Origin of the sequence: Pseudomonas sp. WHRI 8519 (genome assembly GCF_040224055.2) — a bacterium.
GTDB lineage: Bacteria > Pseudomonadota > Gammaproteobacteria > Pseudomonadales > Pseudomonadaceae > Aquipseudomonas > Aquipseudomonas putida_X.
In genome coordinates, this window is record NZ_CP167996.1 from 2,164,350 (window position 1) to 2,189,703 (window position 25,354).

Annotated in this window: 34 protein-coding genes, 1 tRNA gene and 2 pseudogenes; 20 read left to right on the forward strand and 17 right to left on the reverse strand. The window is 60.0% G+C overall.

Annotated features, from left to right (window positions below):
• Nucleotides 1-3: 3 nt before the first annotated feature.
• From ihfA to ABRP30_RS09855, 3 genes are all read left to right on the forward strand, one after another.
• Nucleotides 4-306 (forward strand): integration host factor subunit alpha, encoded by a 303-nt coding sequence (gene ihfA / locus ABRP30_RS09845; RefSeq protein WP_003250679.1) that lies wholly within the window; start codon nucleotides 4-6, stop codon nucleotides 304-306.
• The gene (locus tag ABRP30_RS09850) at nucleotides 287-643 is read left to right on the forward strand and encodes a MerR family transcriptional regulator (protein ID WP_008100384.1); all 357 of its coding nucleotides are present in this window, start codon (nucleotides 287-289) and stop codon (nucleotides 641-643) included. Before ihfA ends, ABRP30_RS09850 begins: the two co-directional genes overlap by 20 nt.
• Nucleotides 644-740: 97 nt before the next feature.
• Nucleotides 741-817, forward strand: a tRNA-Pro gene (locus tag ABRP30_RS09855).
• Between the two features lie 233 nt (nucleotides 818-1,050).
• Here ABRP30_RS09855 and ABRP30_RS09860 read toward each other — a convergent pair.
• A complete protein-coding gene (locus ABRP30_RS09860) occupies nucleotides 1,051-1,671 on the reverse strand; it encodes a TetR/AcrR family transcriptional regulator (protein ID WP_267822801.1) in 621 nt (206 codons plus the stop codon).
• A gap of 136 nt (nucleotides 1,672-1,807) precedes the next feature.
• Here ABRP30_RS09860 and ABRP30_RS09865 point away from each other — a divergent pair, with 136 nt between their 5' ends.
• Nucleotides 1,808-2,248, forward strand: coding sequence for a hotdog fold domain-containing protein (locus tag ABRP30_RS09865; protein ID WP_267822803.1), 441 nt, complete (start codon nucleotides 1,808-1,810; stop codon nucleotides 2,246-2,248).
• Nucleotides 2,249-2,555: 307 nt separating this feature from the next.
• On the opposite strand, the gene ABRP30_RS09870 is transcribed toward ABRP30_RS09865, so the two are convergent.
• Entirely contained in the window at nucleotides 2,556-2,930 is a 375-nt protein-coding gene (locus tag ABRP30_RS09870) for a helix-turn-helix domain-containing protein (RefSeq protein WP_267822805.1), read from the reverse strand.
• Nucleotides 2,931-3,101: 171 nt separating this feature from the next.
• On the opposite strand from ABRP30_RS09870, the gene ABRP30_RS09875 reads away from it, so the two are divergent.
• The 3 genes from ABRP30_RS09875 (at nucleotide 3,102) to ABRP30_RS09885 (ending at nucleotide 5,053) form a co-directional block, all read left to right on the forward strand.
• Nucleotides 3,102-4,115, forward strand: coding sequence for an NAD(P)-dependent alcohol dehydrogenase (locus ABRP30_RS09875; protein WP_267822807.1), 1,014 nt, complete (start codon nucleotides 3,102-3,104; stop codon nucleotides 4,113-4,115).
• Nucleotides 4,116-4,181: 66 nt separating this feature from the next.
• Nucleotides 4,182-4,535 carry an LLM class flavin-dependent oxidoreductase gene (locus ABRP30_RS09880; protein ID WP_349974438.1) on the forward strand — a complete coding sequence of 118 codons (354 nt, stop codon included), beginning with the start codon at nucleotides 4,182-4,184 and terminating at the stop codon, nucleotides 4,533-4,535.
• 20 nt (nucleotides 4,536-4,555) lie between these two features.
• Nucleotides 4,556-5,053: a DUF1993 family protein gene (locus ABRP30_RS09885; protein WP_267822809.1), complete on the forward strand. Its 498-nt coding sequence runs from the start codon at nucleotides 4,556-4,558 to the stop codon at nucleotides 5,051-5,053.
• Between the two features lie 364 nt (nucleotides 5,054-5,417).
• Here ABRP30_RS09885 and ABRP30_RS09890 read toward each other — a convergent pair.
• Nucleotides 5,418-5,992, reverse strand: a pseudogene (locus ABRP30_RS09890) (DNA cytosine methyltransferase); the annotation flags it as partial.
• 3 nt (nucleotides 5,993-5,995) lie between these two features.
• On the opposite strand from ABRP30_RS09890, the gene ABRP30_RS09895 reads away from it, so the two are divergent.
• The 4 genes from ABRP30_RS09895 to trbK all read left to right on the forward strand — a co-directional run bounded on the left by ABRP30_RS09895 (nucleotide 5,996) and on the right by trbK (nucleotide 7,491).
• On the forward strand, nucleotides 5,996-6,433 hold the full coding sequence (locus ABRP30_RS09895; protein WP_267822811.1) for a hypothetical protein: 438 nt from the start codon (nucleotides 5,996-5,998) through the stop codon (nucleotides 6,431-6,433).
• Between the two features lie 129 nt (nucleotides 6,434-6,562).
• On the forward strand, nucleotides 6,563-6,991 hold the full coding sequence (locus tag ABRP30_RS09900) for a hypothetical protein (protein ID WP_267822813.1): 429 nt from the start codon (nucleotides 6,563-6,565) through the stop codon (nucleotides 6,989-6,991).
• A gap of 114 nt (nucleotides 6,992-7,105) precedes the next feature.
• The gene (locus ABRP30_RS09905; RefSeq protein ID WP_241806479.1) at nucleotides 7,106-7,276 is read left to right on the forward strand and encodes a hypothetical protein; all 171 of its coding nucleotides are present in this window, start codon (nucleotides 7,106-7,108) and stop codon (nucleotides 7,274-7,276) included.
• A gap of 38 nt (nucleotides 7,277-7,314) precedes the next feature.
• Nucleotides 7,315-7,491, forward strand: coding sequence for an entry exclusion lipoprotein TrbK (gene trbK / locus ABRP30_RS09910; RefSeq protein ID WP_241806478.1), 177 nt, complete (start codon nucleotides 7,315-7,317; stop codon nucleotides 7,489-7,491).
• Between the two features lie 235 nt (nucleotides 7,492-7,726).
• On the opposite strand, the gene ABRP30_RS09915 is transcribed toward trbK, so the two are convergent.
• The 6 genes from ABRP30_RS09915 to ABRP30_RS09940 form a co-directional block, all read right to left on the reverse strand.
• Nucleotides 7,727-7,861 (reverse strand): hypothetical protein, encoded by a 135-nt coding sequence (locus ABRP30_RS09915; RefSeq protein ID WP_267822817.1) that lies wholly within the window; start codon nucleotides 7,859-7,861, stop codon nucleotides 7,727-7,729.
• Entirely contained in the window at nucleotides 7,858-8,088 is a 231-nt protein-coding gene (locus ABRP30_RS09920; RefSeq protein WP_349974437.1) for a hypothetical protein, read from the reverse strand. Before ABRP30_RS09920 ends, ABRP30_RS09915 begins: the two co-directional genes overlap by 4 nt.
• Nucleotides 8,085-8,339 (reverse strand): hypothetical protein, encoded by a 255-nt coding sequence (locus tag ABRP30_RS09925; RefSeq protein WP_267822820.1) that lies wholly within the window; start codon nucleotides 8,337-8,339, stop codon nucleotides 8,085-8,087. The genes ABRP30_RS09920 and ABRP30_RS09925 overlap by 4 nt, the downstream gene beginning before the upstream one ends.
• Nucleotides 8,269-8,814, reverse strand: a complete 546-nt coding sequence (locus tag ABRP30_RS09930; RefSeq protein ID WP_372490430.1) for a DUF551 domain-containing protein — start codon at nucleotides 8,812-8,814, stop codon at nucleotides 8,269-8,271. The genes ABRP30_RS09925 and ABRP30_RS09930 overlap by 71 nt, the downstream gene beginning before the upstream one ends.
• Before the next feature lie 528 nt (nucleotides 8,815-9,342).
• Nucleotides 9,343-10,065, reverse strand: coding sequence for a FadR/GntR family transcriptional regulator (locus ABRP30_RS09935; RefSeq protein ID WP_241806475.1), 723 nt, complete (start codon nucleotides 10,063-10,065; stop codon nucleotides 9,343-9,345).
• 177 nt (nucleotides 10,066-10,242) lie between these two features.
• Nucleotides 10,243-11,976: an IlvD/Edd family dehydratase gene (locus tag ABRP30_RS09940; RefSeq protein WP_241806474.1), complete on the reverse strand. Its 1,734-nt coding sequence runs from the start codon at nucleotides 11,974-11,976 to the stop codon at nucleotides 10,243-10,245.
• Nucleotides 11,977-12,162: 186 nt separating this feature from the next.
• On the opposite strand from ABRP30_RS09940, the gene ABRP30_RS09945 reads away from it, so the two are divergent.
• The 3 genes from ABRP30_RS09945 (at nucleotide 12,163) to ABRP30_RS09955 (ending at nucleotide 16,205) form a co-directional block, all read left to right on the forward strand.
• Nucleotides 12,163-13,470, forward strand: a complete 1,308-nt coding sequence (locus ABRP30_RS09945) for an MFS transporter (protein WP_241806473.1) — start codon at nucleotides 12,163-12,165, stop codon at nucleotides 13,468-13,470.
• Nucleotides 13,471-13,498: 28 nt separating this feature from the next.
• The gene (gene araD1 / locus ABRP30_RS09950) at nucleotides 13,499-14,488 is read left to right on the forward strand and encodes an AraD1 family protein (protein ID WP_349974435.1); all 990 of its coding nucleotides are present in this window, start codon (nucleotides 13,499-13,501) and stop codon (nucleotides 14,486-14,488) included.
• Between the two features lie 142 nt (nucleotides 14,489-14,630).
• A complete protein-coding gene (locus tag ABRP30_RS09955; RefSeq protein WP_349974434.1) occupies nucleotides 14,631-16,205 on the forward strand; it encodes an aldehyde dehydrogenase (NADP(+)) in 1,575 nt (524 codons plus the stop codon).
• 124 nt (nucleotides 16,206-16,329) lie between these two features.
• Here the strand turns inward: ABRP30_RS09955 and ABRP30_RS09960 are convergent, their stop codons facing one another.
• Together ABRP30_RS09960 and ABRP30_RS09965 are read right to left on the reverse strand one after the other, a co-directional pair.
• Nucleotides 16,330-17,493: an AAA family ATPase gene (locus tag ABRP30_RS09960; protein ID WP_349974433.1), complete on the reverse strand. Its 1,164-nt coding sequence runs from the start codon at nucleotides 17,491-17,493 to the stop codon at nucleotides 16,330-16,332.
• 136 nt (nucleotides 17,494-17,629) lie between these two features.
• Nucleotides 17,630-17,899 (reverse strand): DUF3077 domain-containing protein, encoded by a 270-nt coding sequence (locus tag ABRP30_RS09965; protein WP_267822836.1) that lies wholly within the window; start codon nucleotides 17,897-17,899, stop codon nucleotides 17,630-17,632.
• A 102-nt stretch (nucleotides 17,900-18,001) separates the two neighbouring features.
• Here ABRP30_RS09965 and ABRP30_RS09970 point away from each other — a divergent pair, with 102 nt between their 5' ends.
• Nucleotides 18,002-18,190 carry a hypothetical protein gene (locus ABRP30_RS09970; RefSeq protein WP_267822838.1) on the forward strand — a complete coding sequence of 63 codons (189 nt, stop codon included), beginning with the start codon at nucleotides 18,002-18,004 and terminating at the stop codon, nucleotides 18,188-18,190.
• 31 nt (nucleotides 18,191-18,221) lie between these two features.
• Here the strand turns inward: ABRP30_RS09970 and ABRP30_RS09975 are convergent, their stop codons facing one another.
• The 4 genes from ABRP30_RS09975 to ABRP30_RS09990 form a co-directional block, all read right to left on the reverse strand.
• Nucleotides 18,222-18,464 carry a hypothetical protein gene (locus ABRP30_RS09975; RefSeq protein WP_241806468.1) on the reverse strand — a complete coding sequence of 81 codons (243 nt, stop codon included), beginning with the start codon at nucleotides 18,462-18,464 and terminating at the stop codon, nucleotides 18,222-18,224.
• A 510-nt stretch (nucleotides 18,465-18,974) separates the two neighbouring features.
• Entirely contained in the window at nucleotides 18,975-19,184 is a 210-nt protein-coding gene (locus ABRP30_RS09980) for a DUF6434 domain-containing protein (RefSeq protein ID WP_267822840.1), read from the reverse strand.
• A 45-nt stretch (nucleotides 19,185-19,229) separates the two neighbouring features.
• On the reverse strand, nucleotides 19,230-19,670 hold the full coding sequence (locus ABRP30_RS09985; protein ID WP_349974430.1) for a hypothetical protein: 441 nt from the start codon (nucleotides 19,668-19,670) through the stop codon (nucleotides 19,230-19,232).
• Nucleotides 19,671-19,821: 151 nt separating this feature from the next.
• Nucleotides 19,822-20,376 carry a TetR family transcriptional regulator gene (locus ABRP30_RS09990; RefSeq protein WP_349974429.1) on the reverse strand — a complete coding sequence of 185 codons (555 nt, stop codon included), beginning with the start codon at nucleotides 20,374-20,376 and terminating at the stop codon, nucleotides 19,822-19,824.
• Nucleotides 20,377-20,505: 129 nt separating this feature from the next.
• On the opposite strand from ABRP30_RS09990, the gene ABRP30_RS09995 reads away from it, so the two are divergent.
• The 5 genes from ABRP30_RS09995 (at nucleotide 20,506) to ABRP30_RS10015 (ending at nucleotide 24,000) form a co-directional block, all read left to right on the forward strand.
• A complete protein-coding gene (locus ABRP30_RS09995) occupies nucleotides 20,506-21,345 on the forward strand; it encodes an alpha/beta hydrolase (RefSeq protein ID WP_349974428.1) in 840 nt (279 codons plus the stop codon).
• Between the two features lie 63 nt (nucleotides 21,346-21,408).
• Nucleotides 21,409-22,410, forward strand: a complete 1,002-nt coding sequence (locus tag ABRP30_RS10000; RefSeq protein WP_349974427.1) for an NADP-dependent oxidoreductase — start codon at nucleotides 21,409-21,411, stop codon at nucleotides 22,408-22,410.
• A gap of 137 nt (nucleotides 22,411-22,547) precedes the next feature.
• Nucleotides 22,548-22,961, forward strand: coding sequence for a DUF393 domain-containing protein (locus ABRP30_RS10005; protein ID WP_349974607.1), 414 nt, complete (start codon nucleotides 22,548-22,550; stop codon nucleotides 22,959-22,961).
• On the forward strand, nucleotides 22,946-23,506 hold the full coding sequence (gene folE / locus ABRP30_RS10010) for a GTP cyclohydrolase I FolE (protein WP_267822851.1): 561 nt from the start codon (nucleotides 22,946-22,948) through the stop codon (nucleotides 23,504-23,506). The genes ABRP30_RS10005 and folE overlap by 16 nt, the downstream gene beginning before the upstream one ends.
• A 35-nt stretch (nucleotides 23,507-23,541) precedes the next feature.
• The gene (locus ABRP30_RS10015) at nucleotides 23,542-24,000 is read left to right on the forward strand and encodes a DUF3429 domain-containing protein (RefSeq protein WP_349974426.1); all 459 of its coding nucleotides are present in this window, start codon (nucleotides 23,542-23,544) and stop codon (nucleotides 23,998-24,000) included.
• 39 nt (nucleotides 24,001-24,039) lie between these two features.
• Here ABRP30_RS10015 and ABRP30_RS10020 read toward each other — a convergent pair.
• Both ABRP30_RS10020 and ABRP30_RS10025 read right to left on the reverse strand, forming a co-directional pair.
• Nucleotides 24,040-24,423, reverse strand: a pseudogene (locus ABRP30_RS10020) (cupin domain-containing protein); the annotation flags it as partial.
• 71 nt (nucleotides 24,424-24,494) lie between these two features.
• Entirely contained in the window at nucleotides 24,495-25,319 is an 825-nt protein-coding gene (locus ABRP30_RS10025; RefSeq protein WP_267822855.1) for an AraC family transcriptional regulator, read from the reverse strand.
• Between the last annotated feature and the right edge of the window lie 35 nt (nucleotides 25,320-25,354).

The following is a 25,354-nucleotide window of genomic DNA, read 5'->3' on the forward strand; positions in this document are numbered from 1 at the left end:
GGCATGGGTGCTCTGACGAAAGCTGAGATGGCCGAAAGGCTGTACGAGGAGCTGGGGCTTAACAAGCGTGAGGCCAAGGAGTTGGTCGAGCTGTTTTTTGAAGAAATTCGGCACGCACTTGAAGAGAACGAGCAGGTCAAGTTGTCCGGTTTCGGCAACTTCGACCTTCGCGACAAACGCCAGCGGCCGGGCCGCAACCCCAAAACAGGGGAAGAGATCCCGATCACTGCACGGCGCGTCGTCACCTTTCGTCCAGGGCAGAAGTTGAAGGCCCGGGTTGAGGCCTATGCTGGAACCAAGCCATAACGACGAACTGCCCCCCATACCCGGCAAACGCTACTTCACCATTGGTGAAGTCAGCGAGTTGTGTGCCGTAAAGCCACACGTGCTGCGGTATTGGGAGCAGGAGTTCCCTCAGCTCAACCCTGTGAAGCGGCGGGGCAACCGGCGGTATTACCAGCGCCAAGACGTGCTGATGATCCGCCAGATTCGCGCGCTGCTGTATGACCAGGGGTTCACCATTGGCGGGGCGCGGTTGCGGCTCTCCAGTGATGAGGTGAAGGATGAGTCAAGCCAGTACAAGCAGCTGATTCGGCAGATGATTGTCGAGTTGGAGGATGTGCTGGTGGTGTTGAAGAAGTGAGTTTGGCCGATGAATGGAAATTTTTGAAAAAAAGCTTCCATTTATCAAAAGGTTAGGGTAGATTCTTCATCGTTCTCAGAGGTTATGAGAATGTAGTCGGGGCGTAGCGCAGCCCGGTAGCGCACTTGCATGGGGTGCAAGGGGTCGAGTGTTCGAATCACTCCGTCCCGACCAAAAAACTCCAAAAAATCCAGTCACTTAGCGGTGACTGGATTTTTTTATGGGTCACGATTTTTTCGGAGCGCATTTTTACCCCCACTTTTCTCCCCACCGAATTCAGCGGCCTCAAACTCATGGTGTTAGGGGCGACGACAGGGAGCATCGACCCTAACGACCGTCGTCATCGGTGAGATCGGCGAAAAGCGGACGTTCATATTAGGCCCATGGGTTTTGAGCGGGCAGTTCTCTCAACCGGCATTCCCCACATTCAACCAGGCTGACTCAGCAAGCAGCTGTTTGTAGAGGTCTGGGCTTTGCTTGACTCGGCCGGAGAGCCAAGCCCGGCAGTAACTATCCGCCGATCCTATAATTAGCGAGGGTATGAGCTCGCGCGGCAGATCCCTCAACTCACGTCGATGAACTGGGTCGCTAAACCAATCTTTGATCTGCGCGTTCCTGATGCGATTGGCTTCTTTGAGCTGATCACCGAAGGCACTTTGCGCGACGGCGTAGCGCGCTTGGTATTGAAAACGCGCCCAGTCTGGCTGGCCGACTACCCAATCTACATAGCTGAAGACCAGCGCGAACACCCATTCCCGGGTTGAAACCGCACCTTTCATGTAGCTGTCTCGCAGGTGCGCCTGGTCGTCCAGCGCCGCCATGTAGAGGGCTGCGATCACGCCTTCCTTGTTGCCAAAATGGTGATAGATCGACCCCACACTCGTCTCGCTATCGGCTCGGATGATGTCGATGGTGGTCGCGTCGATTCCGTGCTCATTGAACAGCCGTAGTGCACAGCGAAGAATTTGCCGTTTGGACTCGGCACGTCGCCCGGGGTAACAGCGCTCGAGGAGATCAGCAGGTTCCATTCTTGATTCCGGCCCAAAAGCGCGATGGTAAGTGAAACCGGCAGCGCATACGAGCTGTTGACGGGTTGGATTAAACAGAATATTGTTCTAGAACATGATTCTAATCTGTCATTCGCTAAATCAGAGGTCCCCGTAAATGAGCCAGACACTCAGCATGTACCAAAACGTTGGCGCTTCCGCTTTCAGCAATATCGCCTGCCAAATGGCCCCCTACTTCAGCACCATTACCCCGGAAATCTCTTTGCTGACTCCCGGTCGCGCTGAAGTGAACGTCCCTTTCCGCAAAGAAATCACCAACCACCTCGCCTCTGTTCATGCCATCGCACTATGCAACGCTGCTGAGCTTGCCGGCGGGATGATGACCGAGGTATCTATTCCTAGCGGCGCTCGTTGGATTCCGAAAGGCATGACTGTCGAGTATCTAGCTAAAGCCAAGACCGCCGTTCACGCGGTCGCCGATGGTAGCGAAATTGATTGGGAATCTTCGGGTGACAAAATCGTCCCGGTCGAAATTTTCGACGAAGCTGGGGTGAAAGTCTTCACGGCTCGCATCACCATGAATGTGAAGCTTGGCTAAGTAATTAGTATCGCGAGCGGTTAATTCATCTTTAAACGTGCAGCGATACATTGTGAATCCACGCCCGAGCGAGTTACAGGTGGACCGCGCCCAGTGGGTTCCTCTGCGCTGTAAACCGCTGAAGTTGTCAAGGTTTGGGGTTGGCTTCGCCTGAGCATGTAGGTGGGGAACCTTGCTCAGCGGGCGCGGATACTACGTTTAATCAATTAAGGGGTTACGCCCATTACCATCTGTTGGAGCGCTGATCCAAAGGCTGAATCGAGCGCCTAAACACCTAGGAAGTCGGACAGCCGCTTGAGATACGCCATCAAATGTCCTGCGGAGTTCCGCCCCGAGTTTCGCATTTGAGAAATGCCCAATCGATCAGCGTCTCAATCGATGGGCCGAGCGCGAGACCAAGCTCGGTCAAGGCATACTCCACCTTCGGTGGGACCTGCGCAAAGACCTTGCGGGTGACGATTCCGTCCTTTTCCAGTTCCTTGAGCTGCTGAATCAGCATCTTCTGGTTCACCCCCACAACCCGCTTCTCAAGCTCTGAAAAGCGAATCGGCTCCTTGGCTGCGAAGAGCTGGACAATGATCACAATCTTCCACTTTCCTTCAAGCACTCGCAGGGTTTCGCTCGTCGCGGCCGCCCAGAAGAGTTGCTGATTAGGATCTCCGCTTCGCCAATCTCGCTTCATCTAACTTACCTTTTGGTTAGTAACGCACAAAATAGTGTGTACTTGCTGTTAAGAATGGTAGTGGATACTCTCTTTTTTACGCAAACATTTGCTGGAAAAGGGGGGTGAACCGACGATTCCGCTGGTTCTATGAGTCGGCCCCGCCATGCTGATCAAAGAAGGATAGAGACGATGAAAACTGTTCGATGGACCTCCGACGAGAGGCCGGGCCTTAAGCTGCACGATGAAGCCATGCCAAATCCCGGTCCGCACGAGGTTGTGGTCAGGGTTCATGCAGCATCCTTGAACTTCCGCGACCAAGCGATTCTCGATGGTGCATATGGCGGTCCGACAAAGCCTAATGGCGTCCCCCTTTCGGACGGAGCCGGTGAAGTGATCGCGGTCGGTCGCGACGTCAAACGCACAAAGGTCGGCGACCGTGTGTCAGCATCATGCTGCCAGCACTGGATCGGCGGACCCACGCGTCCGGAGTACCATGCGGACAGCCTGGGCATGACGACTGACGGATGGCTGGCCGAAACTATTCTGCTGCACGAGAACGCCGTCGTTCATCTGCCGGACTACATGACCTATATTGAGGCCGCCTCTCTCCCTTGCGCTGCCGTTACGGCTTGGTCGGCGCTGAACCTATCATCGCCGCTCCAGCCTGGCGAGACAGTGCTGATTCAGGGCACTGGCGGGGTAGCGCTGTTCTCGCTGCAGGTGGCGAAGATGTTCGGCGCGAAGGTGCTCGCCATCACCTCATCGGAGGAAAAGGCGGAACGGCTTCGGGCGCTGGGCGCCGCTGCAGTCGTCAATTACCGGTCCCATCCCGACTGGGACAAGAAAATTCTGGCTCTCACAGACGGGCGTGGGGTCGACAAGACCATCGATATCGCGGGCGAGAAGACGATCGTGCAGTCGGCGGCCGCTACCCGGAACGGCGGCGACATCTCGCTCGTCGGTTTCACCAGCGGTTTCGGTGGCGGGCTGCCGCCAATCGATATTCTCGGCAAGTCGCTTCGCGTCGCCGGCACGTCTATCGGGTCGCGGGCAACCTTCGAGGCGCTGTTGCGAGCCATGGCCTTGCACGAGATGCACCCGGTTGTGGACCAGGTTTTTTCATTCGCGGATTACGAGGCCGCTTATCGGCGCCTCAAAAGCGGCAATCACGTTGGCAAGGTCGTGATCGATGTTGCGCGATGATATGACCGCTGGCATTCGCCGAAGCGCCGCACACAGCAGCGCTTCGGCTGGCAGGAGCCTCGTACGATGATCCCATCGTCGATTCTGGAACTCGGACCCCTTCGGCAAGGATCCGACCGCCGCACAGCGCTCGATAGCGCCCGCACACTTGGCCAGCATGCAGAGCGCTTGGGTTTGCGCCGCATCTGGGTGGCCGAGCATCACAACTCGCCAGCAGTCAGCACGGCTGCGACCTCGGTCGTTGTGTCTCACATCGCGGCTGCTACGACGACGATCCGCGTTGGTGCTGGCGGCGTGATGCTTCCCAACCACGGCCCTTACGTTATCGCAGACCTCGCGGGCACTCCGGCGCGATCCCGGCAACGCGGAGATGCCCTCAGCGAGCGCGTGCGCTCAGTTGAAATTCAGCCCAAGCAGTAACCTGATATAGGGAATACACAATGTACGCGGAAATTACGCAATTCATCAAAATGCTAGACACCCTTTCCCGTCTCTTGGACAAGGCACAACGACACGCTGAGGAAAATGGCTTTGAGGCGGAAGTTCTTTTGAACGCCCGTCTCGCGCCAGATATGCTGCCACTCTCGAGCCAAGTCCAGATGGTGTGCGGTACGGCCATGCTCGCCAGCTCAGTTCTGACTGGCAAATCGGCTCCGGTCTCCGATAACGCTGAGCACACTGTCCCAGAACTCAAAGCGCTGATTGAAAAAACGATCACCTATGTCAGTTCGATGAAAGAAAGCGACTTTTTGGGTTGGGAAGATCGCATTGTCGCTCCTCCCGGTTGGTCCGGCGCTTTTCTTGGCAAGGACTATTTCCACCAGCACGCAGTCCCTAACTTTTACTTTCACATGGTGACGGCCTACGCAATCCTCCGACACGAAGGCGTTCGGATCGGAAAGATGGACTACATCGGAAAATTGCCTTTCCTCATTTAACAACCGATCGCGCCTCGTTACATGATTGCTCTAAACGCTGGAAAGGCCCTGGCTCATTCCAGCTCGCGTTCAAATCGGTCGCTGACAGAGGCTTAACTCCCAGTTCCATTTTGCTGACTGCGAGATTTGGCCGCATGCATCGAGTCTGCCTGATAGCTTTTTTGTTGAACTTGATGAGTGCTGTCATTTTCTCGGTGGCAACTATGCGGTCGTAGGTTGGACAGAGAGCCGCCGTGTCGGCATCCGGCAGATGCCAGGGATGTGCCCGCGTTGTTGCCGCGGATGGCAGTATCGCACCTGCGCAACCTCCGAGTCCGTCGGTTGTCAGGTGGGCATAAGGTAGGCACTCGCATAGGCCGTAGGGTCAGGCAGCAACAGATTTCGTGACGTGCACTCTCCAAGGATCGTTAGCACGAGCAAGTGCAGCCATCGGTGGCGGGCTCACGCTGTTACCGCACATGTGCACCTGCTCGGTCTTGGTGAACGGCTTGCCGTCGGCGCCCCTGTCGATGATGTAGCTAGGCGGGAAGCCTTGGGCCCGGTAGAGCTCGTGTGGCTGCAGCATGCGCAGACAGATGTCGACGATGACGTACGGGGTGCCCTTCACGAAGACGGTGACCAGGCCTTGAGCGGTTCGTGGGCTGACTGGGCCAATTCGCCCGACCAGTTCGCAATCGGCACGATGAAGGGCTGCGGGTTGTCCAGCACGAACTTCTTCATGCCCTTGGCCACACGGCGGAGCGTTGCGGCAGCCAAGTCTTTCTTCCGACCGAAGATACTCTTGCTTGGCACGCTCCAATCAATGCACTCGGCAGCGGTGCGCCACTTCTGCTGGCCCTTGGCTGGGTGTTTGGCGTGGGTCGGATCCGGCCACACGATGGGCTCCCCGTCGCAGCGGGCGATCATGAACAGGCGTTCCCGGCTGGTCGGTGCGCCGAAGCAGTGGGCAAAACAGGCGTCAAATTAACATGCAAAACGGAGCTCTATAGATCGTTTCGACGCCTACTGTGCCGTCATAAAAATGCGGTCGAAAACGCACAGTCGGTTTCGAGTTTTGCAGACGGTGAGGCTGCTGATTTCGAGTTTCGCTCGGTTTGGGAAAAGTATTTGGGTGAGTCGTTTAGGGCCTCTTTGGAGGCAGCGAAAGCGATTGTGGTGTACGAGCTCTCCGACTATAAGCTTGTCGTGTACTACAGCGGCTTGATGGGCTCACTTTATAAAATGCACTATGAAGTTGAGAAATACATGGCCACGACGCCAACTACGGAGGCGACATTCAAGGTTTACGATGATCTGAAGCTGCTGTCATCGATGATCAACTTCGACTGGGATCAATTTCAAGAGCGCGCTGAGCGGAAGCGGATCCGGATGAAGAGGTAGTGTGCCCATTGCAGGCACCGCCCTCGCCGGGGAGGCGTTATCGTTGAATAGGGGAAGGCTCTGGCGGGCAGCGCCGCGCAGTGATTCTTGCTGGTATGCTTCGCCGCTTACCTAACAGGGACAGTGGTAATGGTGCGACGGAACAGATTGAAGGCTCTTTTTGCACGTCTGACGACGAATCGCTGGCGTACCGGATCTTTATTAGGGTTCGTGGCTTGGTGCAGTCTGCTGCGCTACGGTGACCTGGGCATGCTACCCACAGTTTTTAGTATGCCTTTCGGCATCGCCCTCTTTGCTATGGGCCCCTTGGAATTCCTCCCAGACAGATGGTTCTGGGTTGACTCCTTTCTGTCTGCTATGACGGGGCTGTTCTTCCAAGGAAGCTTGATGCTCATATGGGGCGTTTTGGCCTTTGAGCTTACATTGAGCCAATATGCCAGGACCGCATTCGTGGTGCTCTGCATTGTACTGCAGGTCATTATTATCGGCTGGATTCAGCGCCGGATGATGCGTTCGTATATCCGCAAGCGAAGTGAGCAGAGAAATCGCGCGCAATGAACTAAGGCCTTCGTTGAATAGGGGAAGGCGCTGGCGGGCAGCGCTCGGTGTCAGTTTTTGCGAAGGGTTGCGATCTTTGGTATAAAAGCCGGCCATTTCACAGGAAGGAACCTCATGAAACGCACCATCGTAGGCGCAGCCATCGTTGCCATTGCTGCAATTTCCCTCAGCGGATGCTGGGAGTCTGAGGAAGAGAAGAAGGCTCAGGCACAGCAGGAAGCCAGCGAGAATCTCTGGAACATCACTCCGCCTGATGAAAGCCAGGACGAGGGGTTCAAGCCGTGAAGTCATGCTTTGCCCCAATCCTTGCTGCGGCACTCGCTATGAGCTTGGCCGGCTGCAAAGAAGACGCCCTCGACACTGCTGCCTACGAGCCAACGACCGAGCACTGCCAGCCCGACTACCTGAAAACACTTCCAGACAACAAGGCTCGCGAAGACCTGGTCGAGAAGTGCATGACGGGAGGCTCTTACAAGAAGTCAGAGCCGAAGACCTGGTAACGTCCGATCTTCGTCAGTCAGCGCCGCCTTCTCAGGCGGCGTTTTCGTTCGAGGGAGAGGCGCTGGCGGGTAGCGCAGGGGTGTCAGTAGTCGGATTGGCTGTAACGCACTTCGTAGGTAGCGATCTCCTCGAAGTCGAGCTTCACCCCTCCGGTGTATAGGTTCAGCAGCAAAGCCTCGATACCGTAAGTGGCGCCAAGGAAGAGGCTCTTCTTCGGGTCAAACTCGTTGATGGTCAGGTCGAAGCATTCCCCATAGGGGCGCCGAAGTAGCCGCGCTGCTCAGCCAGGCGATAGGCTTCGCGCACGTTGTGCGCGCTGATTTCCTCGATCTGCTCGTCTATCAGCGATTTGGCCGGTGCGGTGCTCATGCCACTCTCCCGTTCGTTTCCATCCACTGCTGGTGAACGCGTTCAATGATCCGATTCAGCCGCTCTGTGTAGGCCCGCTGCGTGTCGATTCCGATGGCGCCTGTAAGGCCGGCCAGATCGATGGCCATAGCCAGCTCGCCGCGCAAGCTATCGCTGAACGAAGCGTTGATAGCATCGAAGCGCGAGTTGATAATGGCGAACACCTTGTCGCGTGTGCCTTTGATCATGCTGTCCTCCGGGCGGCGCCTGTGCCACTCATGGCTTCCATCTTGTCGAGTGCTGACGCGATCGCCGTCCGGCTGCTTGCCTTCTGGTTCTTGTCTTGTTTGCGGATCATGGCGAGCCAAGCCCGGTTTTTAGCCGCAGCCTGCTGTGGCGTAATGCCTTCCGCCCAGTGAACTTCCTGCTCACCAGAGAGACGACGATCCAAGGCCTGGGCCTGGGCGCTGTCGGCATAGAGGTCGTGCTGGGTGGCCATGGTCGCCTCCAGGTGGTGGGCTACTTGGTGGGGAAGGTAGGGGCATCCAATGAGTCGCGTACGGGTCGTACCAGAACCCCCAGCCTTCGGTGTCGTCGTAGACGTACTCGGAAAGCGCGACTTCGCCGGACTCGCAGACGATCAAATAGTCTGCCTTGATCTCCTCTGGCAGCCTGTCGCTGCATTTGATCCAGCCGCTCATGCTGCCTCCGGCCAATGGCGGGTGATGCTCTTTGGCGTAGTGCGTAAGGCGCTCGCAGCTGTTCACGCCGCCACAGCCGGGCATGGTTCCTTCCAGCTCGACGCAGGCCTTGATGTCACAGCGCCGCGAGCAGACCCAACCCCCGTAACGGCAGCGATTCACCTCGCCTTTCGGATCAGGGTGATAGGCCAGACCACCTTTCCAAGAAGGTGAACCACGCAGCTTGAGACCGCAGCCCCGGCACACGGCCTGGGTATCAGTGCAGTTATGCATTTGGTGATCCTCAGGACCGCATCGGCCAGGAGCCAGCCGCGGATGACCAAACCCACCGTGAAAGGTGGCCTGGCGCCTACCAGTGCGGTCGATGTGAAGGGAAGGGAGGTGTGGTGTTGCAGAAGGGCTACAAAAGGGGGCCGGCGGTGGAGTCTTAGTCCGAGCCGCCGGCAAAAAGATTACTACTCTACGGTGCAAATCCAGCGGTGGTTTTGTCGGTATGGCGCTCTGGTAAATGGAACGTCTGTTACTAGAGTCATGCCGCGCTCTTGAAGGGCTTCGGCAAGTTGAGCGAGTGTCTCTGCTTCGATAGTCATTGCTGTTACCTCGTCAGATTTACTGCGTTCATAATTCCTGACCCAGCAGGCAACTAGGAGATTCAATTTTTTGACTGCTTCAGAGCTGCACGGGCGCGTGATCTAGATTCGGCGCCCCGTTTCCGCGTCAGCTTGATGACGTAACGCGAGAGCTGCGTTACGAGTTCGTTCTGCTCAAAAAAATAACGCGCAGGCAGCCGAAAACGTTGCCTCAGCTAGTCGGGTCTTGCCCCAACACCTTGCTCAACGCCACACGCGCATCTTCAAGCTGCACCAGCGAAGCATGCCTTGCACCCAGTGCGTCGCCGTTCTGGATAGCCGTGAGAATCGCTTTGTGCCGGGGCAGGGCGAGTTGGTCGAAGTTTGGCCGCTGGTTGGAATAGCGCACCGATTCGCGCAGGGCCATCGACAACATGTTGCACAGGTAGGCCAGCAGGTCGTTGTGGGTGGCGTCGGCGATGCGGGCGTGGAAGTCCAGGTCGGGTTGCAGGCGCTCTTCATGGGTGCGCGCCGCTTCCATGCGCTGGTAGGCCTCGCCGATCGACGCGACATCCTCAGGGGTGGCGTTGGTGGCGGCCAGCGCGGCGGCGGCCGGTTCGATGACCCAGCGCACGCTGGACAGGGTATTGAAAAAGTCCTTTTGTGGGGTGGCCTGCATCAGCCAGTGCAGCACGTCGGGGTCGAGCATGTGCCAGTCATGGCGGGGCCGCACCAGCGTGCCGACCCGCGGCCGCGCTTCGACCAGGCCCTTGGCGGTCAGGGCGCGCATCGCTTCGCGGAACACCGGCCGGCTGATCGCGTAGCTTTCGCACAGGCTGGCCTCGGAGGGCAGCTTTTGCCCGGGTGCGAGTTGGCCGGATACGATTTGCAGGCCGAGGTCCTGGACCAGGGTGGCGTGCATGCTTTTGCGCGTGGTGGGCTGGCGGTAGTTCATGGGGGGCGCGGGAGGTCCTTCGAGCGGGGTGGGCATCATAGCATTAGTGGTCGAGGGGCGGCCTGTGGGGCGGGGCTGGGCGGGGTGATTTGTCAGTGGGAAGTGTTGCAGTGGAGGGCGTGGGCTTCGCCCATAAGCGGTACACCGCCGCTGCTGCGCGGCGGTGTTGCGGGTTGGTCAGTGCGAATGCTTGGGCACCGCAGCGCCACGGCAGCCAACCAGGAAGTCGAAATCGCAACCTTCGTCAGCCTGCATCACATGGTCCAGATACAGCTTCGCATAACCGCCACTGATCAACTGGGGTGGCGCTTGCAGGTCGGCCAGGCGGCCAGCCAGTTCTTCGGCGCTGATGTCCAGGTGCAGCCGGCCTTCCTTGCAGTCCAGCTCGATCCAGTCACCTTCGCGCACGGCTGCCAATGGCCCGCCCGCAGCAGCCTCGGGTGCCACGTGCAGCACCACGGTGCCGTAGGCAGTACCACTCATGCGGGCGTCGGAAATGCGCACCATGTCGGTCACGCCCTGGGCCAGCAGCTTGGCCGGCAGGCCCATGTTGCCCACCTCGGCCATGCCCGGGTAACCCTTGGGCCCGCAGTACTTCATCACCAGCACCGAATTGGCGTCCACATCCAACTCGGGGTCGTTGATGCGTGCTTTGTAGTCCTCGAAGTTCTCGAACACCACGGCGCGGCCGCGGTGCTGCATCAGCGCTGGGGTGGCCGCTGAGGGCTTGAGTACCGCGCCCTTGGGCGCCAGGTTGCCGCGCAGGATGCAGATGCCGCCATCGGCTACCAGTGGTTTATCGAGCGGGCGGATGACTTCTTCGTCATACAGCGGCGCGGCCAGGCAGTTGTCCCACAGGCTTTTGCCGTTGGCGGTCAATGCGGTGGGGTTGGGCAGCAGGCCATGCTCGCCCAGGCGGCGGATGACAGCGGGCAGGCCGCCGGCGTAGTAGAACTCTTCCATCAGGAAGCGGCCCGAGGGCTGCAAGTCGACCAAGGTCGGTGTGCCGCGGCCGACGCGGGTCCAGTCTTCCAGTTGCAGGTCTACGCCAATGCGCCCGGCAATGGCCTTGAGGTGGATCACGGCGTTGGTCGAACCACCGATGGCGGCGTTGACGCGGATGGCGTTCTCGAAGGCTTCGCGGGTAAGGATCTTCGACAGACGCAGGTCTTCGCGGACCATGTCGACAATGCGCATGCCCGACAGGTGGGCCAGTACGTAGCGGCGGGCATCCACCGCGGGGATGGCGGCGTTGTGCGGCAGCGAGGTGCCCAGCGCTTCGGCCATGCAGGCCATGGTCGACGCGGTGCCCATGGTGTTGCAGGTACCTGCCGAGCGCGACATGCCGGCTTCGGCGGAGAGGAATTCGTTGAGGTCGATCTGGCCGGCCTTATAGGCCTCGTGCATCTGCCAGACGATTGTGCCGGCGCCAATGTCCTTGCCTTTGTGCTTGCCGTTGAGCATCGGCCCACCGGTGACCACGATCGCTGGCACATCGCAGCTGGCGGCGCCCATCAGCAGTGCCGGGGTGGTCTTGTCGCAGCCCGTCAGCAGCACCACGGCGTCCACCGGGTTGCCACGGATCGCTTCTTCCACATCCATGCTCGCCAGGTTGCGCGTCAGCATGGCGGTGGGGCGCAGGTTGGACTCGCCGCTGGAAAACACCGGGAACTCCACCGGGAAGCCACCCGCCTCCAGCACGCCTTTTTTGACGTGCTCGGCAATCTTGCGGAAGTGGGCGTTGCACGGGGTCAGCTCCGACCAGGTGTTGCAGATGCCGATGATCGGCTTGCCCTGGAATTCGTGGTCCGGGATGCCTTGGTTCTTCATCCAGCTGCGGTACATGAAGCCGTTTTTGTCGGCGGTACCAAACCATTGGGCGGAGCGCAGGGGGCGGTTGTTGTCAGACATAAGCGGAACACCTAATTAGTATTACTATTTGTCGTTGTGATGCTGACTCTACCGCCTGAAAAGGCATCTGTGAAGGGTTGTTGTTTTAAATAGTAATACTATATTATCGATTTGCCAGGTTAGCGGTCTGCCAAAAAGCCCCGGCCAGGTGCTGTGCCCATTACAAGAACAATTGGAGACATCGCCATGATTCAGGAGCAGCGGCTCGTCCGCCTGATCACACTGAAACTCATCCCTTTTCTGGTTCTGCTTTACCTGGTGGCCTATGTCGATCGCTCGGCAGTAGGCTTTGCCAAGCTGCACATGGGCGCCGACATTGGCCTGGGTGACGCGGCCTATGGCCTTGGCGCCGGGCTATTTTTCATCGGTTATTTTCTTTTCGAAGTGCCGAGCAACCTGTTGCTCGACCGCTTCGGCGCGCGTCGCTGGTTCGCCCGCATCCTGGTGACCTGGGGCGCGATTACCGTAGGCATGGCGTTTGTCACCGGGCCCAACGGTTTCTACGTGATGCGCTTCTTGCTGGGGGCCGCCGAGGCGGGCTTCTTCCCGGGGGTGCTGTACTACATCACCCAGTGGTACCCGGTGCGCCATCGCGGCAAGATCCTCGGTTTCTTCATTCTCTCGCAGCCGCTTGCCATGCTGATCACCGGGCCGCTTTCGGGCGCGCTGCTGGGGCTTGAGGGCAGTTATGGCCTGCATGGCTGGCAGTGGTTGTTCATCTGTATCGGTACCCCGGCAATGCTGCTGGCCTGGCCCACCTTACGCCTGCTGCCGGACGGCCCTGCCAAGGTGCGCTGGCTCAGCGACGAGCAGCGCAACTGGTTGCAGGAGCAGTTGGCCAACGACCTGCGCGAGTTCGGCCAGACCCGCCATGGCAACCCGCTGCATGCCCTGAAAGACAGCCGGGTGCTGTTGCTGGCGCTGTTCTACCTGCCGATGACCCTGAGCATCTATGGCCTGGGCCTTTGGCTGCCAACGCTGATCCATCAGTTTGGCGGCAGTGACCTGGTCACCGGTTTCGTCTCGGCGGTGCCTTACCTGTTCGGCATCATCGGGCTGTTGATCGTGCCGCGTAGCTCCGACCGCCTGAACGACCGCTATGGCCATCTGGGCCTGCTGTACGCCTTGGGTGCAATCGGCCTGTTCTTCAGCGCCTGGCTGACGGTGCCGGTGCTGCAGTTGGCCGCGCTGTGCCTGGTGGCGTTCGCGTTGTTCTCCTGCACGGCCATCTTCTGGACGCTGCCGGGGCGGTTCTTCTCCGGTGCCAGCGCGGCTGCGGGCATCGCCTTGATCAACTCGATCGGCAACCTCGGCGGTTACCTGGGCCCGTTCGGCATCGGCGCGCTGAAGGAGTACACCGGGCAGCTGTCGTCGGGCCTGTACTTCCTGGCGCTGGTCATGCTGTGCGGGGTGCTGCTCACGGGCGTGGTCTACAACCGCCTGGAGCGCCGCCAGCGCCTGGCTTCCTCACGGGCGGCCGAAGCCTCCCGCTAACCTTTGCAACCGACAAGCGAGCACAAGCATGCGACTGATCCAATTCGAAACCGCCGCCGGCGCGCGCCACGTGGGCGTGGTGGAAGGCGAGTACGCCCTTGAAGTACTGGGCGCCAGCAGCACCCGTGAACTGGCTCTGCAGGCCATCGCCGCGGGCCGTGACCTGGCCAGCGAAGTGCGGGCCGCCGGGCTCGGTGAGCGCCATGACTACCTGGCACTGCTGGCCGAAGGCCGCGTACTGCCACCGCTGGACCACCCGGACCCGGCCCACTGCCTGGTGACCGGCACCGGCCTGACCCACCTGGGAAGCGCCGCCACCCGCGACAAGATGCACCAGCAGCAAGCCGAAGGCGCCGTCACCGACAGCATGCGCATGTTCCAGTGGGGCCTGGAGGGCGGTCGGCCGGCAGCGGGCGAGGAGGGCGCGCAGCCTGAGTGGTTCTACAAGGGCGACGGCGGCATCGTCGTGCGCCCCGGTGCCGACCTGCCGCTGCCGGCTTTTGCCGAAGATGCTGGCGAAGAGCCGGAGCTGGTCGGGCTATACCTGATCGGACCCGACGGCACGCCATACCGCCTCGGCTACGCCTTGGGCAACGAGTTTTCCGACCATGTGATGGAGCGGCGCAACTACCTGTACCTGGCGCATTCCAAGCTGCGCGCCTGCAGCTTCGGCCCGGAGCTGCGCCTGGGGGCATTGCCGGCTCACCTTGAAGGCACCAGCCGCATCCTGCGCGATGGCCAGGTGCTGTGGAGCAAGCCGTTCCTGTCGGGTGAGCAGAACATGTGCCACAGCTTCGAGAACCTTGAGTTCCACCACTTCAAGTACGACCAGTTCCTGCGTGCTGGCGATATCCATGTGCACTATTTCGGCACCGCCACGCTGTCGTTTGCCGACGGCGTTCAGGCTCGCCCGGGCGATACCTTCGAGGTCAGCCTCGACGCCTTTGGCCAGCCGCTGCGCAATGGTATTGGCGCAGCGTCCGGGCAGGTTCGCCCCGGGGTAGTGAAAAGCCTTTGAGTGTGTTGCCGGCCAGTCGACGAAGTCGGGACCGCTGTGCGGTCCATCGCCGGCAAGCCAGCGCCCACAGGGCCCGCGCAAACCTCAAGGGGCTGGGCGCCATGTGCCACCGAGCCCTCTTTCTTTGTTACAGGAGTCAACCATGTCTGCAAGCAACTTCATTGGCGGCCAGCGCAGCGCTGCCGGCAGCGTCCGCCTGCAAAGCTTCGATGCACGCACCGGCGAAGCATTGCCGGTGGTCTTCACCCAGGCCACCCCTGAGGAAGTGGCCGCCGCCGCCCAGGCCGCCGAAGCGGCATTTGCCGAATACAATGCGCTGGCACCAGAGCGCCGCGCGCAGTTTCTGGATGCCATCGCCGACCAGCTGGACGCGCTGGACGATACCTTCGTCGCCACAGTGTGCCGCGAGACTGCGCTGCCGGCTGCGCGCATCCAGGGCGAGCGTGGCCGTACCAGCAACCAGATGCGCCTGTTCGCCAAGGTGCTGCGCCGTGGCGACTACCTGGGGGCGCGTATCGACCGTGCGCAGCCACAGCGCCAGCCACTGCCACGCCCTGACCTGCGCCAGTACCGTACCGGCCTTGGCCCGGTGGCGGTGTTCGGCGCCAGCAACTTCCCATTGGCCTTCTCCACGGCAGGCGGCGACACCGCTGCGGCGCTGGCTGCCGGCTGCCCGGTGGTGGTTAAGGCACACAGCGGCCATATGGCCACTGCAGAGCAGGTAGCAGAAGCTATCGAGCGTGCGGCAGTGGCCACCGGCATGCCTGCCGGGGTGTTCAACATGATCTACGGCGCCGGTGTCGGTGAAGCGCTGGTGCGCCACCCGGCGATCCAGGCGGTCGGCTTCACCGGTTCGCTCAAGGGCGGCCGTGCCCTGTGCGATCTGGCGGCGGCGCGCCCGCAGCCTATCCCGGTGTTTGCCGAAATGAGCAGCATCAACCCGGTGCTGGTGTTGCCCGCGGCGCTGCAGGCCCGCGGCGAGCAGGTGGCCAAGGAACTGGCCGCCTCGGTGGTGCTGGGCTGCGGGCAGTTCTGCACCAACCCCGGGTTGGTCATCGGCATCGCTGGCGAAGCGTTCGACACCTTCGTCACGGCACTGGCTGCGCAAATGGCCGATCAGCCCGCGCAGACCATGCTCAATGCCGGTACCTTGCGCAGCTACACCAGCGGCGTACAGCGCCTGCAGCGCCACCCGGGCGTGCGCCATCTGGCCGGTGCCGAGCAGGTCGGCGACCAGGCCCGGGCACAGCTGTTCCAGGCTGATGTGAGCGTGCTGCTAAGCGGCGACGAGCTGTTGCAGGAAGAGGTTTTCGGGCCTGCCACGGTGGTGGTCGAGGTGGCCGACGAAGCCGAACTGCGCCGCGCGCTGCAAGCCCTGCACGGGCAACTGACCGCCACCCTGATTGCCGAGCCGGAAGACTTCCAGCGCTTTGCCGCGCTGGTGCCGCTGCTGCAGCGCAAGGCCGGCCGCCTGTTGGTCAACGGCTACCCGACTGGCGTCGAGGTGTGTGATGCAATGGTGCATGGCGGCCCTTACCCGGCCACCTCCGATGCCCGGGGTACCTCCGTCGGCACCCTGGCCATCGACCGCTTTCTGCGCCCGGTGTGCTACCAGGACTACCCAGACGCGCTGTTACCCGACGCCCTGAAAAACGCCAACCCGTTGGGCGTGCAGCGCCTGGTCGACGGCCAGCACAGCCGTGACCCGCTGAGCTGACGCCGGGGCTGGCTATGGCTCGAGGGCTGGGGCGTGCAAGGCCTCCAATGCGTCAGGGTGCGCGTAGGAGCGATCAGCTCCTACGTTGCACGCCTCGGCAGTTGGCGCTTTTGGTGCATCGCAGTCAGTCAACCCACCGCCACAGCGGTTCATCCAGCAACCCAACCCCGCGCAGCTGTGTCTGCCCCTGAACCTTCTCCAGCTCCAGTAAGTTGCACCCGTCACAGGCTGACAGCGCCTCAATCAGCGGCGCACTGTGCGACACCACCCAAACCTGGCTCCGCCGCGAAGCACGAACGATCAACCGCGCCAGCGCGGGCAGCAGGTCGGCATGGAGGCTGGTTTCCGGCTCGTTCAGCACCATCAGCGACGGCGGCCGTGGCGTCAGCAGCGCAGCCATCAACAGCAGATACCGCAACGTACCATCCGACAATTCGCTACCGCCCAGTGGGCGCAACAGCCCATGCTGGTGCAGCCGCACGCTGAACAGCCCGCCCGGCGGTGCATCAATCTCCAAGCGGCTACCGGGAAACGCGTCATCCAATGCCCCTACCAGGTCCTCCACCTCACCAATCTCGATAATGGTCTGCAACGCCGAGGCAAGGTTGCGGCCGTCATGGTGCAGCACCGGCGAGCGGGTCCCCAGCTGGGGTTGGCGGCAAGGGGCGTCGCGGTCGATACGGAAATGATCGTAAAAGCGCCAGCTGTTGATGAACGCCCGCAGCTCACCAATCTCCGGCGCCTGCCGTGGCCGGCCCACGATGTTGAAGAAGCTCTCGCAGCTGTCGGCATGTTGATCGAGTACCGTCCAACCATTGCCCTCCCGCGCACGAACCATGGCGTTCTTGCGCTCCACCAGCAAGGACGATGGGCGATAAGCCCCAGCGCCCCAGATGGCTTCGGTCTTGATCTCAGGGTCGAGCATGAAGGCGGTGGGATAGGGCAGGGGTATCGGCAAGCCCAGCGAGATGGCAAAGCCGAAATCTTCGGTGGCGAACCCCAGGCGCAGACGTTTGGCTTCGCTCGGGTGCTGGCCTTGGATGGGCACTTCACCGCGTTTCATGCGTGCACTCATCTCTGGCCCCGCCCACCAGGTCGAATCCAACCCGCCTTCGCGGGCAAGCGCTTCGATCACGCCACCCTGAGCGGTCTCTGCGAGCAGGCGCAGGGCTTTGTACAGATTGGATTTGCCGCTGCCGTTTGCGCCGGTCACCAGGTTGAGTTGGCTCAAGGGCAACACAAGGTGGTTGATGGAGCGGTAGTTGCCGATGGCGAGGGTGGTGAGCATGCGGTGCGTCCCAGGTTTGACTCAAGGCCTGATTGTGGTTGAACTGCACCTGGCTTACTACCTCTTGGGCGAGGTCCTTTCGCGACACAAGGCCGCTCCGGCGAGGGGCGGCGTAGGTCTGCAGGTAGGGGTAGGGTCACGGGGTTTTCATCGTGCCCAGTTCGGCATCGTCGAGCAGGGCTTTGGCCAGGGCGCAGAGGTAGTGCGAGGCCCACAGCAGCTGAGGTTTATCTTCCATCAGGCCGTCGAGGGTCAGGTCGCGGGCGTAGCCCATCAGTTCCGAGGCTTGTTCGCGGGCGCTTTGGCAGGGGATGCCGGGCTCGATGCGAAAGAGGGGGTGGGTCTGGTTTTCGCCTTGGTAGAAGACGGTTTTGCCCACGGTGAATGCGGTGTGTTCGGTGGCCATGGTGTGATCTCCCTGAAGTTGTAACTGCCTGGGCTGGCCCTATCGCCGGCAAGCCGGCTCCCACCTGGACTTGCGCCAACTTTTAGAAATTGGGCAAGACCTGTGCTTCCACAGGCAAAGCGCAAGCCTGAAGAACTGCGCGATCGTGGTGGGAGCCGGCTTGCCGGCGATGGGCTGCGCAGCAGCCCTTGGGTCCGCGTTGCAGCCCAGCCGAACCCCACAGGTTTCACCGTGCGCCTGAGTGGCGTCTACGACTCAGCGGCGGTGCTGTGCAAGGAAGCTAGCCCGTGAAGAAGCCAGGCCAGGCCGATCATGATGAGGATTAATGCAGCGTTTGTGGATCGGCTGGCTTTTGTATTTGTGCCAGTGCTGACTCGAGCAATTTGCGCAGGGCATCAAGTTCGTGCATCGAGGTCATGATCATCACGGAGACGGGGGCTTTCGGCTGCATCAACATCGCTTGCTGGGCCACGATCTCGGCGCAGAGCGCGTAGTCGGCAGCCATCATCAGCGTGTCTTCGAGGGAATGGGGATTGTGAGGCGGATCGGGGACGATCTTGAGCATGATGAAACTCCAACGTCGAAGGGTGGAGCTACCACGGTCTTGCTGTCAAACAATAAGGTGGCAGCTGTACGCGGGTTGACAGACCGAGACGTTGGCACTCGGCGCACCAGAGGTGCCCGCACGTACAGCCACCATAAAAGTGTGCACATGTGGACAACGAAGACGGCCTGTCAAAACCGATCGCTGAATTGGCAGCGACCGGCCGAGACTAGAATCCACGTTGGGCATGTGCAACGAAAAACAGGCGGCGGCAGTATCTTTGGGAAATGCCCTACAGGAAAGGGGTTAAATCTGATTTTTTCAGCCGTTCGATGTAACAGCTTGTATCCCGCGGGCAGTCAAAATCCACATAGCAAAAAATGACCAGTGTGGCGAACAGCGGGATACAAACCATGGGCTGGGTTCCATGAAACTAGTTAGCGCTACCGGCCGGCTAATGCCAAGCAGAGCTGGCACCTGTTCCTGGCTGTTCTGTTCGCCTTGGCATAGAGGCGCGCGAACAATAGAGCTCTAACGACTGTGGGTGCGCAGCCATTCATCAGCGACGTCGCCCATGTTGGCTGGAGCCCCGCTCTTTATCCAGGCCATGAAGGTACGGTCGAACTTGAAAGCCTCCCCGCATTCCCTGAGCAGGAACTGCCGAACCTTCTGCGTGTTCCGGTAGCCGTCGTCTATCGGGGTCGCGCGGGTGATCGGCCCGGCATGCCAGTCAAAGCTCATCCTCATTCCCTTTTATGCAAACCTGCCCGAGAAAACTGAAGAGGGTCATTCAACGTTTGCTGCAACACCCTCGGCTGAAGCCTGGCTCGCCCTTCGGCGAGTGACGAGCAGCATGATCACTGCGGTCAGTCCAGGTATTGGGTAGAACACCACAAAAACCGAATACCACTCCAGTCCACTCGAATCGCTGGCCCAGCCCAATCCCCCTGCCAAGATCAGCCCCCACACAAGCGCAATGATGACTGCAGCGATGACTCGCCTGTCCAGGGGTAATTTCGGCTCGCGAGCCATGGCTGCCGCATAGGCCTTCCAGCAACCCCACAGGCCAACCGTGGAAATCAGAAAGACGGGTACCACGAACTCCGGCACCTTGAAGAGCATGACAGCCAAAAACAGCGTGGCCCCGATGAAGGAGTAGGTGAGCGGGGCCATGCCAATGAGCGCGCCGAGTGTCAGCACAATTCGAAGTTTGGTGAGCTTGGTCATGCCAGTCCTTGTTTGATAAACGGCAGCTGCGTCCGGGCAGCCACACCGAGCGGGAGCATAAAGGCATGCGCCCGCCTCTCAAAGCCCTCATGAACCCATTGGCTGTGAGCCATGACCCTCATGGGTAACGAATGCCCTGTGGCGACGGCCCTCAGGGCACCAGCTTTTCCTGGATTTTCTCACGGCAAACGCTGAGCACTTCGTCAGCAAGTGGAGAGTCGTCCGGGCAGGCTCGAGATAGAACCAACGCGCCGAGGGCGTGGGCGAAGGTATCGATGATTTCAGCACGGCTTGCCCCGGGCTCCCCATCCTTGCCATGCAAAACCTCCAGCAATCTGTGGATCCCGGCTTCATAAGCAGCTTTGATCTCATCGGACTGGCGCGCAGCATCTGCGCCCAGCGCCGCTAGCGTGCAACCTTTGCCTTTCTCATCGCGGTGCTCGCGGGACAGATAGAAATTGACGAAGTCGGCCAGCCGGATGCCCTGCATCTGCTCCACCGTCCTGTTGATCCCGCACGTGGCTGCTTCGCCCATCAAATCCGCTTTGGACTTGAAGTGCTTGTAAAACCCGCCGTGGGTGAAGCCGGCGGCAGCCATAAGGTCTGCAACACCGACACCGTCATAGCCGCGCTCGCGAAACAGCATGGAGGACGTTTCCACGATGTGGGCTCGATTAGCTAGTGCCTGGGCCTTTGTGACCTTCATTTCTCTGCTCTCTCTGCCATCACGCCAAGCGATAGCATACATTGATTACGGTCATCATCAAAGGTGTTGACGGTTACGATTACGATCATCATCATTATGTCGTGTCTTCCACTCACAGAGCGAACCGCCATGAGCCATACCCATCTCACCGTTCCGACCCGCACAGTTGAAGTAGACGGCGACACATTCACCTATCGCCGCTGGGGCAACCCCTCTGGAGTGCCGCTGGTCTTCATCGCCCATTTCCGTGGTGGGCTCGATCACTGGGATCCAATCATCACCGATGGTCTTGCTGCCGGCCGGGAAGTGATCTTGCTGAACGGTAGGGGGGTGGCTTCGTCGTCGGGCACTCCGGCCACCACCATTGAGCAAATGGCGGATGACATTGCAGCAGCCATCAAAGCCCTGGGGCTGAGCCAGGTCGACTTGCTCGGCTTCTCCATCGGTGGTTTGCAGGTTCAGGAAGTGGCACTGCGTCACCCTGCGCTGGTGCGCAAGCTTGTGCTGGTCGGCACCGGCCTGCGTGGCGGTGATCCAAGCATGGCCGAGGGTGTGAGAGAAGCCGCTTCGAACCCCGTCCCCACCCTCGAGAATTTCCTTTTCCTGTTTTTTGGGCGCTCGGAAGCTGCCAAGAAAGCGGGCCTGGCGTTCTGGGAACGACGCAACCAGCGGCCCGACCAGGACACGCCAAGCTCCGTGGAGGTCGCAATGGCTCAGGGCGCTGCCTTTGCAACCTATGTCCAGTCGGCGCAGGGTGAGAACCGCTTCTCGTACCTCAACGAAATCAAGCAGCCAACCTTGGTGGTCAATGGCGTTGACGACGTCATGATCCCTTCGATCAACTCGTGGAGCCTGGTACAGAACATTCCAGATGCGCAGTTGCTGATCTACCCCGACTCCGGTCACGCAGCTCACTTCCAGTTCCCTGAGCGCTTCCTGAAACACGCCCTCCAATTTTTGCAAGAGTAAGGCCGCGCCTTGCCCGATCACCCAGCCCACCGTGCACGTCTACATTTTGGACAATTCAAGAATATGAAAGCCTTTCTGATCGATCGCTACGGCAAAGACGTCGTTGGCGATATCACTGAAGTTCCAGAGCCCCAGGTGGATGATTTCGATGTTCTGATCGAGGTTCATGCTGCAAGCGTGAACGTCCTGGATATCAAGATCAGGAAGGGCGAGTTCAAGCAGGTCCTACCGTTCAGGATGCCGCTGATCCTGGGTAACGATGTTGCGGGTACTGTGAAGCGTGTCGGTGGGAACGTCAGTCGTTTCCGGGTCGGCGATGAAGTCTATGCACGGCTGGACCAGCCGCGTATGGGCGGCTTCGCTGAGTTCGTGGCAGTCAGCGAATCTGCTGTTTCCCTCAAGCCAGCCAACCTGAACATGGAGGAGGCGGCCTCGCTGCCGTTGGTGGCCCTCACGGCCTGGCAGGCTTTGGCGGAAATGGCCAAGGTTCAACCGGGCCAGAAGGTTCTGATCCATGCCGGCTCCGGTGGCGTCGGTAGTATCGCCATTCAGGTCGCCAAGCACCTGGGGGCGTTCGTCGCCACAACCACGAGTAGCGGCAACGTGGCGTGGGTCAATGCACTGGGCGCTGACCTGGTGATCGATTACAAGACGCAGCAATTCGAGTCGCAACTGAGTGATTACGATGTCGTGCTCAGCGGGCAGGGCAGTGACGTTCTCGAAAAGTCGCTTCAGGTGTTGAAGCCGGGCGGTCAGTTGATTTCCATATCAGGCCCACCCACTCCGGAGGTCGCCGAGCAGCTTCGCCTTTCCTGGCTGTTGCGGCAGGTCGTTCGATTGATCAGCCGAGGGATCAGGAAAAAGGCGCAGCACATGGGCGTGAACTACAAATTTCTGTTCATGAGGGAGAGTGGTGCGCAACTGGCTGAGCTGGCCGGGCTGGTTGAAACCGGGGTCATCAAGCCCGTGGTGGATCGCGTCTTCGCGCTGGGCTCGACGGGTGATGCCCTGGCATACGTGGCCCAAGGGAGAGCCAAAGGTAAGGTCATTGTGAAGCTGAAGTGATCAGCTGAGTAAAAAGCTCGATCTCAGGGCCGCCTGCCTAAGCCGGCTGGTCGGTAACCGGCGCTCACATGCCCATTGCGAATTTCCTGGTTTCCGCTAACTTATACAAAAACCTGTACAAATATTTGAGGTTGTACATGTATTGTCAGTGGCCCCTAACGCTGTACTTCGATGGCGCCTGCCCCCTGTGCGCTAGAGAGATAGCCTTTCTGCGCCGGAAATCGACCCAGGCGAAGCTCATTCTGGTTGATATCAGTGATGATGATTTCGATGCAGAGGCATTGAGCGTGACGGTTGAGCAACTGAGGTCATGCCTGCATGGACGGTTCGCGAACGGGCAATGGGTCAAGGGCTTGGACGCTACCTTGTGGGCCTGGCGTGCTGCCGATGAGGGTATGTGGGTCGTGCCACTGTCCTGGCGCCCGCTACGCCCCCTGTTTTCGGTCTTTTACCGGTTGTTCTGTCGTTTACGGCCACACTTGGCCTGGCTACCACATCCCGATGTCGGGCACCGCTGTAGCGGTGAGGAGTCCAAATGTCACATTCGTTAGCCGAGCACTACCATCAGATCCTGGTTGGCGTTGGTGAAAACCCGCAGCGCGAAGGGCTGGTGGACACGCCCCAGCGTGCGGCCAAAGCGATGCAGTACTTGTGCAACGGATATGCCCAGAGTCTTGACGAGGTCGTGAACGGTGCTCTGTTCGAAAGTCAGAACGACGAGATGATTGTCGTGCGTGACATTGAGCTCTACTCATTGTGCGAACACCACATGTTGCCGTTCATTGGCAAGGCGCATGTCGCGTACTTGCCAACAGGGCGGGTATTGGGGCTTTCCAAGGTCGCGCGCGTGGTGGACATGTATGCCCGTCGCTTACAGATACAGGAAAACCTGACGCGGCAGATTGCGCATGCAATTGGGCAAGTCACGGATGCCGCAGGGGTTGCGGTCGTGATTGAAGCGAAGCATATGTGCATGATGATGCGCGGAGTCGAGAAGCAGAACTCCGTGATGATTTCCTCCGTGATGTTAGGGGAGTTTCGCGACTCCGCTTCGACTCGGCACGAATTCCTTAACCTCATTGGGCGGCACAATTGACAGGCGATGCTGAACCGTCGCGAAGGGGCGTCCAAATGAGTGCAGTCACTGCTGCTTTACCTGCAAGCCGCTACACGATGCTGGGTTACGGTGGCTTGCTGCCCTTCGTTGGTTTGACCCTCCTCATCGTCTTTTTCGCTGAGTATCGAGCTTTCACCTCGTTCATGTTGGTCAGCTATGGCGCTGTGATACTGAGCTTCGTCGGCGCCCTGCACTGGGGCTTCGCCATGACGTTACAGGGTTTGCTCGCGAAGCAGCGTCGCGAGCGGCTCGTGTGGAGCGTTATCCCGGCCCTGATCGGTTGGGTTGGCACGTTGCTACCCGTGCCATTGGGTTGTCTGGTGCTGACCTGTGGTTTTATCGGCCACCTTTGGCAGGATCGCAAACTGGTGCAAGCTGTGCCTGGGTGGTATCTGCCGATGCGGGTCCATTTAACAGCTGTGGCAAGCCTCTGTTTGCTGCTCAGTGCACTTGCGGTTGCAATGGACTTTTGAAACCACAAACAGTCCGCTATGAGTGATGTTTACCCCTCCTATCCACACGTCGTTCATGGCAGTGCGCGCTCCACCTTCATGGCCGGTATTCAACACGCCTCTGGGCTCGATCATCATTAGTTTCGCTTCGCCCTGCGCCGCTGTCCTGTGCTCCACCCCACGCGGTACCACGTACAACTCGCCTGGGTTCACATGAACGCAGCCCTGCGGTAAATCGATGCGCAAGGTGCCTTCGAGCACAAGAAACGCTTCGTCGGTTTCCGGGTGCGAATGCCAGATGAATTCACCTTCTATTCGCACAACCTTGAACTGGTAGTCGTTCATCTCGGCGACCACTCTCGGGCTCCACTGCTGTTCGATCAGTGCAGCTTTCTGGGCCAGGTTTACGGGGGATGCCGGGCGTTGCGGGATGGGGTTGGACATGACGGCTCCTCATGGGTTGAAGTGGCCAGCCTATCGAACCCCCACAAGGCGTTCTTGTACGATCCTGCAGGTCAGCGCGCAGGTCGCAAGCGCTCTAGCCAGCGCAGCGGTGGCACCCCATAGCTGCGTGTGAAGTGCCGTGTCATGTGGCTCTGATCGTGAAAGCCTGCCGCCAGGGCCGCATCGACCAAGGTGAAACCATCGAGCATCAGCCTGCGCACAGTGTCCAGGCGCCGCAGGGTCACGAAGCGGTAGGGGCTGGTGCCGTAGAGGGCGCGAAAGTCGCGGGACAGGCTCCATTGTTCGCGGCCGCTGGCCTGTTCCAGCATCTCCAGGGTGATGCCCAGGTGAAGGTGCTCCAGGATGAACGCCCTGGCGCGCTCGGCCGCCCGGTGATCCAGGCGTTTGCGGCCGCGTGGCTTACCGCCCACCGCACGCAACGCCATCGCCAGGTCATACACGGCGTCCTGTTCCTCCAGCGTTTCCAGCGGGTGCTCCAGTGCCTGCACGAAGGCTTCACTGGCGCGGTACAGGCGCGGGTCGCTGGACAGCCCACCCGCGATGAAGGGCAAAGGTTCACCGCCGAGCGCATTCTGGATCAGTGCTGGGTCGATATAGGCCATGCGGTAGCGAAAGCCCGCTTCAGTCCCAGCCATGCCGTCGTGCACTTCGTCAGGGTGCAGGACCAACGTGTTACCCGGTAGGCCGTGGCACAGCGCCCCTTTGTAGTGAAAGCTCTGCACCCCGGCGAGGGTGCGGCCGATCGAGTAGGTGTCGTGACGGTGAGGATCGTAGCCATGGCTACCGAACCACGCTTCTATCCGCTCTACGCTGCCAGGGTGAGCGCTGCGGATCACCCAGTCGGGGCTGGCTGCGTGGCGTGCTTTTCGTGCCATGAATAAACGCTCTTCGACTCAACGCTATGCATCCG